The following is a 12,791-nucleotide window of genomic DNA, read 5'->3' as shown; positions in this document are numbered from 1 at the left end:
TGTATAATAATTGCCCTAAAAGAATATCTTTCTCTGCTAAAGCAATAATAATCATCGGATGAGTCGCAGAAGGAACAGAGGTTAAGATAGCCTTGCCATTTTCTGCATCTAGAGTGATCGATTGGCAACCATTTAAGTGGATTTCCTGCATAAAAGCGGAAACCATCGCAAGAATTGAGCTGCTGACGGCAGCTAATTTGCCATTATTATAATTGTCTTTTTTATGAATGGTCGCAAGCTCAAAACCATCTGTTGAACAAATCATGAGATATTCAACGCTAGAGATATTGGTTAAAATATCTGTAACCTGTTGGGGGGAGTGTAAATTAGTGAGTTTGGTGTAGAACATTGGTGGCAGTCCAGTCCAAAATTTGATGACCATAACTTGCTAGTAACTCTTGTGTATCTGATCTTTGATGGAAAGTGGCATTATCTATCACAATGACGCTGGGTACTGGAAGTTCAAGAATTAGAAATTTCTCTAAGCTAGCAGGTCTTGATTGGCTTGCACCAGATTATTCGACACTGCACAGAAGACAAAAGCATATTGATATTTCAATAAGCTATCAAAAGAGTCATGGTGGATTGCATCTGCTTATTGATCGTACAGGATTAAAATTCTTAGGTGAGGGTGAATGGAAGCGTAGGAAACATCAAGCTGAGTATCGTCGCCAATGGCGTAAACTCCACATTGGTATAGACGCTGAAACTCTGCAAATACGAGCTGTTCAGTTGACTGCAAACAATATCAGTGATTCACAGGTACTTGCGATTTGCTTGATCAAATTCCACAGACTGAACGAATTGATTCAGTTTATACAGATGGAGCTTGATACTAAGCACTGCAGACAAGTGATTGCAGATCGGAAAGTAAATGCAGTGATCCGCGCTACGAAAGAATGCAAAACTGTGGAAAGATTCGAGGATAAGTTCAATAGAACGATTTGGAAAAAGTGGTCAGGTTATCATCGCTGAACTTTGGTTGAAACCAAGATGCATTGCATTAAATTATTGGGTGATAAACTAAGTGCAAGGAACTTTCAAAGTCAGGTGAAAGAGGTGCACATCCGTATAGCTGTCCTGAATAAATTTACAGAATTAGGTAGACCTCATACCCAAGTTGTACCTTGAATTTGGGTTGTCTGGGAAAGTTTTAACTTTTAAATCTTTGTGCAACAAAGCCATTTTAAATTGTGAAATGACCGCTCAGATGGAATAACCTTGCTCAAGCTTAGCTCATATTTTCTTTCTAAAGTATTCTGAATAACTGATAAAAACAGTACCTTATGTTTTTAATAGTTTGATTATAGATAAAATGGCTCATTAACGAGATGCTTATGAGCAGTAAACGATAGTCTGAAGCACTCAAAATCAAAGTAGACAAGCAAGTCCTTGAGAATGGTTATCGTGTGCCTGATGTGGTTATCTAAGCCTAGAAACTTATGCTGGTCTCCATCGTTGCTGTAAATACTCCAGATTGATCATTTATTTAGCTTAATCTTAATCACTGTGGGCAATTGGCATTGCATCACTTACATGCGTATTCATGAAGGTAATGACCATATTTTGGTATTGTAGTGAGTTTGGATTAGATGCCTGATTGATGCTTTTATCTGGTGAAAAAATCTAAAGCACAGAATCTTGATTGATTCTGACCAAGGCAGTCAGTACACCCGTTATGAATATAGACTTTTTTGAACATCATAATGTCGTAAGCAGTATGCGCATCGTATGCTGCTCATACCATGATAATGTTGAGGGCTTTTTCAGTTGTTAAAATGAGAGAGACTTAAAACGAAAATTTATGCATTAAGCTTGGAAGCTAAGGCTAAAATATTGAAATATTTTATAATTTTAAATGTAGACCTAGTTCCGATGCTTAGCATTCTCGATTAGCTTATAAAAGAACTCATTAAAAAATGTTTGATCATGTCTAAAATTTTAATGGCTATTCGCTGTTTGTTCATTGATGAAACTGTTTTTATTTTCCTATGATATTTATAACGGGTATGAAAAAAGCCCCGATATCCTGTCGAGGCTTTTTCGTATTCGTTTTAAAGGTATCACTTTTGTTCTACCTCAGTATTCTGCTGTTTTGTGCTTTTATCATTTTTGTTTTTTAGAAACATCCTGTTTCTGTATAAGTTAAATATAGTGAAAATCACGGTGCTTGAACAGCAGTCATTTTCTATATTTTATGTAAGCTTAGGCTTACAATAAGGCTAGAAATGTAGGTCTATGCCCAAATAAGGACCTTTAAATTTTAATTTGGCTTCTTGGTTAGAACCTTCTTCAAGCTGAATATCTAAAATGCGATAACCTACTTTAGCACCGACATCTACAAGTAGAGTGTCTATAAAGTTATATTTGAGTTCAGCCTGCGCATCGGTAATTTTATCATGATCTAATGAAGAGAAACTGACTTCAGCTCCAGCACTGAATCCTGTAAATGGTAGTTTTGCACCAGCTTGCGCATAGATCATTGGTATAGTGCCGCTGATATCCTGAGTCTGAGTATAATTTTGACGGATATTACCCTCTAGACGTTTAGCACCAAAGCCAATATCAGCCGATATAATATTGTCTAGTATTTCATAATATAGAATGAAATCTGAATAATCGAGATCGACCTGATGGCCTTTTAGCCCTGCAAAGCTTTGATCACTTTCAGCTTGTAGATCGGCATGTTTAATTTTGATATTGGGTAAAAAGGGCACTGGATGTTCTACTGCAATGGAAAATGACATATTGTGATCATTTTCAAGCTCTGCTTGTGCTGCTACAGAGGTTGGTTGCTGTAAATCAGCATTATAGTGCCAATAATCAATACCGCCTTTGACTGCAATTACATCAGCTTGTGCTGCATTAAATGTACTGAGTCCGAGTACAAAACAAGATAATTTGAGTGCTTGCATGGAAATCCTGAAAATGAGGTCGATTATTTTTGCAAAATAATATTGTGATTTAAATAGCATCAGTGAATGCTGAATAGATCGAATCATATAGGGAATGAAAGCAAATTGCATTGTTGTTATTTTTTAAATGGCTTGCGTGAGATTCATGACATGCCGTTTGTTTATGTCGCATGCTCTGCTGTAAAAATTTAGATTTTGGTTGTGAAAAATGCAATATTTCAGTCGTGACAGGTGAAAAAAGCGCTTTTTTGATCAATTCATAATATATAGATTATTAAATTAAATAATTTCGGTAAAAACTACAGAAAAAAGCAAAAAAAATGGGTATTGTTCAAACATTGAAAGGCAAAAATCAGCAAAAGACTTTAAGCAAGATTTTGTAATGCTTGCCTGTTTGTATTTTAGAACAAGACGCTCAAAAGGTGACCTCTAACGTCAAACACACAAATTATTTTTGAATGGTACTTTTTTTGCTTGCGAGATAACCAGATAACAAGCAGCATTAAAAGGTGCCTAAGTTTAGGTGTTCTATGACAGATACTCGTGAAAACTGGACGTCACGATCGGGCTTTATTATTGCAGCGATCGGATCGGCAGTTGGTTTAGGTAATATTTGGCGCTTTCCATATGTCGCTTATGAAAATGGCGGTGGGGCATTTTTAATTCCTTATCTGATTGCTTTAATTACTGCAGGTTTACCACTTTTATTTCTAGACTATGCAGTTGGACATAAAAGCAATCGCTCCCCTCCGAAAGCATATCGTGCCATTTTTAAAGGTGGCGAAACGCTAGGATGGTGGCAAGTTTGTGTGTGTATCATTATTGGTTTGTACTACGCCAGCGTTTTGACTTGGGCAGGTAGTTATATCTACTTCTCAATAGGTCAAATGTGGGGCAGTGATCCAGAAGCATTTTTCTTTAAAACGTATTTACAGACTTCAGAAGCCACAGGTTTTGACCCACGTTTTGTCAGCCATATTTTCTGGCCCTTGGCTGGTATTTGGGCATTAACTTTAATCATTTTATATGGTGGTGTGAAAAAAGGCGTTGAACTGTCAAACAAGATTTGCATGCCGTTGTTATTTATTTTATTCGTACTTTTGGTGATTCAAGCACTTCGATTACCAGGTGCAGCGCAAGGTTTAAATGCTTTCTTTACTCCAAATTGGTCTGCAATGATGGACTATAAAGTTTGGTTGGCAGCCTATGGTCATACCTTCTTCTCACTTTCAGTGGGCTTCGGGATCATGGTGACCTATGCGTCTTATTTAAAGCCAAAGACCAATTTAACGGGTTCAGGTTTAATTGTTGGTTTTGCCAATGCTTCAACTGAAATTTTAGCTGGTATTGGTATTTTTGCGGCGCTTGGTTTTATGGCGCATGCTGCAAATAGCAATGTGCAAGATGTGGTCAGTGGTGGTATTGGGCTGGCCTTTATTGCCTTCCCTAAAATCATTTCTAGCTTAGGTGCAGGTGCAGATTTATTCGGAATCTTATTCTTTACCTCATTATTTGTTGCGGGTATTTCATCGATGGTGAGTATTTTGGAAGTTCCAATTTCAGCCATGATGGATAAGTTAAAATGGAGTCGTAAAAAAGCCGTTTCGATTATCGGTGGTGGCAGTGCGTTGGTTTCAATCGTACTATTCTCAAGTGTCAATTCGATTAAATTGGTTGATATTATTGACCATTTCATCAATAACATTGGCATTATTGGTGGTGCATTACTGTCGATTATTTGTGTGGCTTGGTTCAAGCGTTCAGCACTGCTTGAGATCAGAAATCATGTCAATGCAATTTCAACGATACAATTAGGCAAAGGTTGGGACTTCACTCTAACTGTGATTACCTCTTTGATTTTGTTGGTTACTTTAGGAATGACCATTTATAACTTGCTGTTAAAAGGCTATGGAGATTATAGTTTAAGTCTACAGTGGTTATTTGGATGGGGCTGTGTGATTTTCTGTGCAGTGATTGCCCTTATTTTAGCTCGCGTCAAAGACCGCTAGGAGCGAAAAGATGAATACTTCAGCAATCATAATGATGATTATTTCGATGGTGTTTTTGTGGGGTGGTTTGGTTTTGTCCATTCTTCACTTGATGAAAAATCCTGAGGAACTTGATGATGTCCTTGAAGATGTCAAAGACCAGCATACGCTTTAAGTGAAATAATTCAGTCCATACTGATAAAATATGTAAATGAAAGTCATTATCATTTATGATGGTGGCTTTCTTGTTTCTAAATGGAGCATGGCGATGCACACCATTTTGCCTCATCAAGTTTTGATCGCATTTGCTGTGACTTTTTTTGCTGGATTGGCCACCGTGCTGGGTGGTGCATTGGTTTTATTTTTTAAGCAACCGAGCTATCGTTTTTTATCTTTCGGTTTGGCCTTTTCTGCGGGGGCAATGGTCTATGTTTCACTGACTGAAATTTTAAATAAATCGATTGCTTCTTTTAGCCAAGCTTTTGAGCCTAAATGGGGTTTTGCTTTTGGTACTTTCGCCTTTTTATTGGGGGTGATTTTAGTTTTGTTATTGGATCGTTTTATTCCAAATCCACACCAAACCATTGAACAAAACAATACTGTAGCTTTAGAACAACAACAATTAATGCGCACTGCCTTACTGACCTTATTTGCCATTACTGCACATAACTTACCTGAAGGTTTGGCCACATTTTTTGCCACTTTAGAAAGTCCAACCTTGGGTGCCCCCTTAGCCGTTGCGATTGCTATTCATAATATTCCTGAAGGTGTTGCGATTGCCTTACCTGTCTATATGGCCACAGGGCGTAAAGATTTAGCCTTAGCTGCGAGTTTTGTTTCTGCTTTAGCTGAACCTTTTGGTGCAGCACTGGGCTACTTTATTTTGGCACCTTTTATGAGTTTTAGTGTTTATGGTGCGGTATTTGGTGTGATTGGTGGGGTGATGGTGTTCTTAGCATTGGATGAATTATTGCCCACAGCAAAACGTTATGCTAAGGGTCATGAAACCGTTTACGGTCTGGTGATTGGCATGGCATCTTTGGCCATCAGTTTGGTACTGTTTAAATTTGTCAGTTAATCCCTTGCTCAGATCAATTCTTTTTCAATTATCCATCGGGTATTTCTAATTTTGAGATGCTGAATTGAAACTTTAGTGTCAACCTTAATGAAGATTAGCCAAAATCTATAAAAAAGAAAAAACCGAGTTAATGGCTTAACTCGGTTTTAATGGATATACGCTTACTCTATTTCAGAATGGCACAGTATCTTTAAGGCTTATGCAGTTTTTTGGATACGGCAATAGAAGAAGCCATCGCCATGCCCTGTTTGTGGTAACAATTGGCGACCATGAATCTGTTCAATGCCCCAATTGGCATCAATTTTAATTTCTTTCGCATCGGTATGCTGAGCAAAGAAGTCGACCATTTGCTGTTCATTTTCGACTTTTAAAATTGAGCAGGTGATGTACAGCAATGTGCCGCCAACTTTGAGTTGTTGCCACATATTTTCAAGAATTTGCTTTTGGAGCTGTACCGTTTTGGCAATGTCACCAGACTGACGTAGTAAACGAATATCGGGATGGCGACGGATCACACCAATGGCTGAACATGGGGCATCCAGTACGATACAATCCGCAAGTTCAGGCGATGTCCATTGCACAGCATCGGCAGTGATAATTTCAACATGCTTTTCGCTTAAAGCCAAACGCTCTAAGTTTTCAGACACACGTTTTAAGCGTTTTTCATCTTGGTCGAGCGCGATCAGTTTTTTTGGCTGATACTTTTCTAAAATATGCGCTGTTTTACCACCTGGTGCTGCACAGGCATCAATCACGAATTTGCCATTTAGATCGGGCAACAATTGTGCACAGAGCTGTGCATGTTCATCTTGTACTGAAAAACCACCCGCTTCAAAACCAGGAAGGCTCGGAACATGAATACCTTCATCCAACACTATACCGACATTGGAGAGTTCACAGGCATGGGCTTCAATGCCTTCATCTTCTAAAATTTCAAGATATTCGTCACGGCTAACTTGCAAGGTGTTGACGCGTAAGGTTAATGGTGCAACTTGCTTTAGTTCATAGCTTAAAGCTTCGAAGTCATCGCCCCAATCCTTCTTCAAGCGTTTAAATAACCAACTTGGCAAACCATGGGCTTGTTCGAGCACATCATAAAACTGTTCGGTTTCACGTGTTGCGCGGCGTAAAATGGCATTCACTACGCCACTTAAGCTTTCCATTCCCAATTGTTTTGTTGCTTCCACCGTTTCTGAAATGGCAGCATGGGCTGCAACGCGGGTGCACAGCAATTGGTATAAACCAAGATAAAGACAAGTTTCTACCACTTGGTTTTCTAAAGGTTTGGCCAGTAATGGTAAGGTCAATTGTTTCAATGAATGCCATTGGCGTAAGCAACCTAAAACCAATTCATGGTACAGCGCACGGTCTTTGCCAGAAACAATATTGATATGTTGATTAAGAACCGAAGCGAGTGATTGACCATTTTGGACAGCCAATAACGTTTTAACAACCTGAGCACGTAAGTTTAAAGTCTTACCAGAGGCGTGGGGAGATTGTCTCATTATAAAATTTGTCCAATATTCAGTTTTTGGGTTTGTAAAATTTGTACAGCATTCAGCGGTTTGCCACCGGGCCATTGTAAAGCAGTTAGCATGATGACTGTATGATTTGCACAGGCAACATGTACACCGTGTTTATCAATAGCAATGATTTCACCGACTTGGGAATTTTCCGCAGTTTCATGCGATAAGGCCGAATTCCAGACTCTTAAGTTGTTTTGCTCATCCAATACAATAAATGCGACAGGCCAAGGATTAAAAGCACGAATATTACGATCCACTTGTACCGCATCAATTGACCAATCAATTTGCGCTTCAGCTTTGGATAATTTATGGGCATAGACGGTGAGTGCTTCGTCTTGCACTTCGCGGGTTGCTAAATAATGTTGAAGTGTTTGTTCTGACGCTAACACTGCCACAATTGCCGTCGCCCCTTGAATGGCTAACTTGTCATGTAGGCTCGCAGAAGTATCGCTGGCTTCAATCGGACACAGGGTTTTATACATCATATCGCCTGTGTCAAGTCCAGCAGCCATTTTCATAATGGTCACACCTGTTTCGCGATCACCCGTTGCAATGGCACGCTGAATTGGTGCTGCACCACGCCAGCGTGGAAGCAGTGAACCATGAATATTGAGACAGCCATATTTTGGGGTGTCTAAAACCACCTGTGGCAAGATTAAGCCATATGCTGCCACCACCATAATATCGGCAGCTAAGGCTGCAAGTTCAGCTTGCGCAGCTAAGCCTTCTTCGGTGGAAGATTTGAAATGCAGGGGCTGATAAACTGGAATGTTGTGTGCTAAAGCCAATTGTTTGACAGCTGAAGCCGTCAATTTTTGCCCACGACCTGCTTTGCGGTCAGGTTGGGTATAAACAGCGACAATTTCATGTTCTGTTTTGAGGAGTGCGTCTAAAGCGACTGCTGCAAATTCAGGAGTACCCGCAAAGATGATTTTCAACTTTATTTGGCTCAATTCGTAAGATGTTTTCTTATTATAGCAAACTGAAAATGCATATCTTGATCAGAATCAAAAATAGCTGTAAAACCCGTTCTGGAACTTTAAAAACCTGAAATGAATCAGTATGGAACGCTGTAATTTTTTTCTGGATTTAATGGTTATTAATAAATTTAATTTATATAAAATTTAAATATTATTCATGAAAGTTTTGTATTTAATTTAATTGTATAGCGTTATATTAACGCTCAGTAGCTATTTTTTTATATGAATCGTCGAAATAACTTTAGATTTCTCTCATCAAAGATCATGTCTATCGGACATTGCTTTACAGCAAGCTATAAAGACAGCGCTATATTTCGACTGATTTAGCATTATATATCAGTACCATTCAGCCAGAGTGAATCCTAGAATTCATTTCAAGCACAAACTTTGTTGGAAATACACAATGCCTGACTATCGTTCAAAAACATCGACACACGGAAGAAATATGGCTGGCGCACGTGGCCTTTGGCGCGCGACAGGCATGAAAGATGAAGATTTTGGCAAACCGATTATTGCGGTGGTCAACTCCTTTACCCAATTTGTTCCGGGTCATGTGCATCTGAAAGATTTAGGTCAACTGGTCGCAAGACAAATTGAAGCTTCAGGCGGTGTAGCCAAAGAGTTCAACACCATTGCGGTGGATGATGGTATTGCCATGGGACATGACGGCATGCTGTATTCATTGCCATCACGTGATTTGATTGCGGACTCGGTTGAATACATGGTCAATGCCCATTGTGCCGATGCGATGGTTTGTATTTCCAACTGTGACAAAATCACCCCGGGCATGTTGATGACAGCAATGCGTCTTAATATTCCAGTGGTCTTTGTCTCTGGCGGGCCAATGGAAGCGGGTAAAGTGAAAATCCGTGGCAATGAAAAAGCTATCGATTTGGTTGATGCCATGATTGTGGCAGCAGACGACAGCTTTACTGATGAAGAAGTGGCTGAGTATGAGCGCTCTGCATGTCCAACCTGTGGTTCATGTTCAGGCATGTTTACTGCAAATTCAATGAACTGCTTGACTGAAGCTTTAGGTTTATCTTTACCGGGTAATGGTTCAACTTTAGCAACCCATGCCAACCGTAAAAAATTATTCGAACGCGCAGGTCAGTTGATTGTCGAACTGGCAAAACGTCATTATGAACAAGACGACTACAGCATTTTACCGCGTTCAATTGCCACCAAAGCAGCGTTTGAAAATGCCATGACGCTGGATGTTTCGATGGGTGGTTCAACCAATACCGTTTTACATTTATTGGCAGCGGCACATGAAGCTGAAGTCGATTTTACCATGACCGACATCGACCGTCTTTCGCGTAAAGTTCCGGTGCTGTGTAAAGTTGCGCCTGCAAAACAAGACGTGCATATGGAAGATGTGCATCGTGCCGGCGGGATCATGTCGATTTTGGGTGAGTTAGATCGTGCAGGGTTATTGGATACTTCTGTGCCAACGGTACATGAAAAAACCTTAAAAGATGCCTTGGACAAATGGGACATCATCCGTACTGAAGATGCAGACGTGTATGAGTTTTTCCGTTCAGCACCGGGTGGTGTACCGACGCAAACCGCATTTTCACAAAACCGTTACTATCAAACTTTAGACGGTAACCGTGAAACAGGTGTGATTCGTAATGCTGAACATGCTTTCTCGCAAGATGGTGGCTTGGCTGTGCTTTACGGTAACATCGCACTAGATGGTTGTATTGTCAAAACAGCAGGTGTTGATGATTCCATTCTTAAATTCAATGGCACAGCACGTGTGTTTGAAAGTCAAGATGCTGCGGTAGAATCAATTTTAGCGGGCAACATTGTTGCAGGCGATGTGGTTGTCATTCGTTATGAAGGCCCACGTGGTGGACCAGGTATGCAAGAAATGCTCTATCCAACCAGCTACTTAAAATCGAAAGGTTTGGGTAAAGATTGTGCTTTGTTAACAGACGGTCGTTTCTCTGGCGGTTCATCAGGTCTTTCTATTGGTCACGTTTCGCCTGAAGCGGCTGAAGGTGGTGCAATTGGTTTGGTGGAAGATGGCGACCGTATTGAAATTGATATTCCAAACCGTACCATTCACCTTGCTGTGGATGAAGCAACCATGGCAGCGCGCCGTGAAGTACAAGATGCCAAAGGTTGGCAGCCTGCTGAACAGCGTCCACGTAAAGTGTCTAAAGCATTGAAAGCCTATGCCAAGCACACCACCAGTGCTTCGAAAGGTGCGGTACGTGAAATCTAATGTGTAGTTTTACCGATTAAAAAAGCACTCCAATTTGGGGTGCTTTTTTAATGTTGCTAGAAAATGTCACGATCTCAGTTTATTCTCAAGATGGTTTGACCGTGGCGTAGATAATTCCTTACTTTTGACAGCGCAAAAGTAACAAAACCCTTTGTTGCCCTATGCAGCATCCTTGCTGCATAGGGCAACAGCGACATCCATGTCGCGGGGTCATGTGATTAAATTTCAGTGCAACAGCTTTAAAAGATAAATTTGCTTAAGCTGCGTTAGACGTTTACATACCAGCTGCTTTCTATACAATCAAAAGAATAATAATTCGCCATGACTTCATTTAAATCAGAATGAGTCTAAGCCACGGAGCGCTTCATGAGTAAAGACAATATCCGCGAACATTCAGCCCTTGTTTATGAAGGCATAGAAAATGCCCCAGCACGTTCCATGATGCGTGCTACCGGTTTTAAAGATGCAGATTTTGAGCGTGCATTTATTGGCATTGCCTCGACTTGGGCCAATGTGACCCCTTGTAATATGCACATTGATGGTTTGGCACGTGAAACTGAAAAGGGCGTGAATGCAGCAGGTGGGAAGGGTATTATCTTTAATACCATTACCATTTCTGACGGGATTTCTAATGGCACCGAAGGCATGAAATACTCGTTGGTTTCTCGTGAAATTATTGCCGATTCGATTGAAGCTGTAGTGGGCTGTCAGGCCTATGATGGGGTGATTGCCATTGGTGGTTGTGACAAAAACATGCCGGGCTGCATTATGGGCTTGGCACGTTTAAACCGTCCGGGTCTGTTTATTTATGGCGGAACCATTAAACCGGGCGCAGGTCATACCGACATGATTTCTGTGTTTGAAGCAGTGGGACAACATGCCAAAGGTGAAATCAGCGCCATTCAAGTCAAGCAAATTGAAGAGGTTGCATTGCCGGGGCCGGGCTCGTGTGGCGGCATGTATACCGCGAATTCCATGGCCTCTGCCATTGAAGCATTGGGCATGAGTTTACCGGGTTCATCTGCACAAGAAGCCGTTTCAGACGAGAAGATGTTGGACTGTAACCGTGCGGGTGAAGCTGTGATGAATTTGTTGCGTTTGGATATTAAACCGCGCGATATTATGACCAAGGCCGCTTTTGAAAATTCGATTAAAGTCTTGATTGCACTGGGTGGTTCGACCAATGGTGTGCTGCATATGCTTGCGATGGCGCATACTGCGGGCGTTGAATTGTCACTGGATGATTTTGTGCGCATTGGCAAAGATATTCCCGTCGTGGCGGATGTTCGTCCTTCTGGAAAATACTTGATGTCTGAATTGATCGCCATCGGCGGGATTCAACCGTTAATGAAACGTATGCTCAATGCAGGCATGCTTGATGGCTCATGTTTAACCGTGACGGGCAAAACCTTGGCGGAAAACTTAGCCGATGTTGAAGATTATCCTGAAGGTCAGAAAATTATTTTACCGTTTGATGCTCCCATCAAAAAAGATTCACATTTGGTGATCTTAAAAGGTAATTTATCGCCAACGGGTGCGGTTGCCAAAATTACCGGTAAAGAAGGTTTATATTTTGAAGGCCCAGCACGGGTATTTGAAGGTGAAATTGGTGCCATGCGTGGCATTTTAGAGGGTGAAGTACAAGAAGGCGAAGTGGTGGTGATTCGCGGTGAAGGCCCTAAAGGTGGGCCGGGAATGCCTGAAATGCTGAAACCGACTTCGGCGATTATTGGTAAAGGATTAGGCAAATCTGTGGCATTGCTGACCGATGGTCGTTTCTCTGGCGGCAGTCACGGTTTTGTGATTGGTCATGTCACCCCTGAAGCCTATGAAGGTGGGCCGATTGGCTTGGTCAAAAATGGTGACAAAATTTCAATTAATGCTGAAACCCGTGAAATGACCTTGCATATTTCTGATGCAGAAATGGCAGCGCGTAAAGCCGTTTGGGTGAAACCAAAACCTAATTATACCTATGGTGCTTTAGCCAAGTTTGCTAAGTTGACCACAGGGGCGGAAAAAGGGGCAGTTACGGATCTAAATTTAGATGTATAATTGATCATTCCCTAACAAA

Annotated in this window: 9 protein-coding genes and 1 pseudogene; 6 read left to right on the top strand and 4 right to left on the bottom strand. The window is 40.9% G+C overall.

Features of this window, described 5'->3' with window-relative positions:
• On the bottom strand, positions 1 to 349 hold a 349-nt coding region (locus B9T24_RS14785), incomplete at its 3' end, for a roadblock/LC7 domain-containing protein (RefSeq protein WP_086166482.1).
• A gap of 92 nt (positions 350 to 441) precedes the next feature.
• Here B9T24_RS14785 and B9T24_RS14780 point away from each other — a divergent pair.
• Positions 442 to 1,131, top strand: a pseudogene (locus B9T24_RS14780) (IS5 family transposase).
• Positions 1,132 to 2,222: 1,091 nt separating this feature from the next.
• On the opposite strand, the gene B9T24_RS14775 reads toward B9T24_RS14780, so the two are convergent.
• Positions 2,223 to 2,915 (bottom strand): TIGR04219 family outer membrane beta-barrel protein, encoded by a 693-nt coding sequence (locus tag B9T24_RS14775; RefSeq protein ID WP_086166481.1) that lies wholly within the window; start codon positions 2,913 to 2,915, stop codon positions 2,223 to 2,225.
• Positions 2,916 to 3,445: 530 nt separating this feature from the next.
• Here B9T24_RS14775 and B9T24_RS14770 point away from each other — a divergent pair.
• From B9T24_RS14770 to zupT, 3 genes are all read left to right on the top strand, one after another.
• Positions 3,446 to 4,924 carry a sodium-dependent transporter gene (locus B9T24_RS14770; protein ID WP_086166471.1) on the top strand — a complete coding sequence of 493 codons (1,479 nt, stop codon included), beginning with the start codon at positions 3,446 to 3,448 and terminating at the stop codon, positions 4,922 to 4,924.
• Positions 4,925 to 4,934: 10 nt separating this feature from the next.
• The gene (locus B9T24_RS14765) at positions 4,935 to 5,078 is read left to right on the top strand and encodes a methionine/alanine import family NSS transporter small subunit (protein ID WP_086166470.1); all 144 of its coding nucleotides are present in this window, start codon (positions 4,935 to 4,937) and stop codon (positions 5,076 to 5,078) included.
• 93 nt (positions 5,079 to 5,171) lie between these two features.
• A complete protein-coding gene (gene zupT, locus B9T24_RS14760; protein WP_086166480.1) occupies positions 5,172 to 5,981 on the top strand; it encodes a zinc transporter ZupT in 810 nt (269 codons plus the stop codon).
• 197 nt (positions 5,982 to 6,178) lie between these two features.
• Here zupT and rsmB read toward each other — a convergent pair whose 3' ends face one another.
• Positions 6,179 to 7,486: a 16S rRNA (cytosine(967)-C(5))-methyltransferase RsmB gene (rsmB, locus tag B9T24_RS14755; RefSeq protein ID WP_086166469.1), complete on the bottom strand. Its 1,308-nt coding sequence runs from the start codon at positions 7,484 to 7,486 to the stop codon at positions 6,179 to 6,181.
• A complete protein-coding gene (fmt, locus tag B9T24_RS14750; protein WP_086166468.1) occupies positions 7,486 to 8,445 on the bottom strand; it encodes a methionyl-tRNA formyltransferase in 960 nt (319 codons plus the stop codon). Before fmt ends, rsmB begins: the two co-directional genes overlap by 1 nt.
• Before the next feature lie 445 nt (positions 8,446 to 8,890).
• Between fmt and ilvD (B9T24_RS14745) the strand changes: the two genes are divergently transcribed.
• Both ilvD (B9T24_RS14745) and ilvD (B9T24_RS14740) read left to right on the top strand, forming a co-directional pair.
• Entirely contained in the window at positions 8,891 to 10,720 is a 1,830-nt protein-coding gene (ilvD, locus tag B9T24_RS14745; protein ID WP_086166467.1) for a dihydroxy-acid dehydratase, read from the top strand.
• Between the two features lie 366 nt (positions 10,721 to 11,086).
• Positions 11,087 to 12,772 (top strand): dihydroxy-acid dehydratase, encoded by a 1,686-nt coding sequence (gene ilvD, locus B9T24_RS14740; protein ID WP_086166466.1) that lies wholly within the window; start codon positions 11,087 to 11,089, stop codon positions 12,770 to 12,772.
• Positions 12,773 to 12,791 lie beyond the last annotated feature (19 nt).

Origin of the sequence: Acinetobacter sp. ANC 4654 (assembly GCF_002135425.1) — a bacterium.
Classification (GTDB): Bacteria; Pseudomonadota; Gammaproteobacteria; order Pseudomonadales; family Moraxellaceae; genus Acinetobacter; species Acinetobacter kyonggiensis.
Note: the sequence above shows the minus strand (reverse complement) of the source record. Positions and strands in the feature narration are given on the sequence as shown.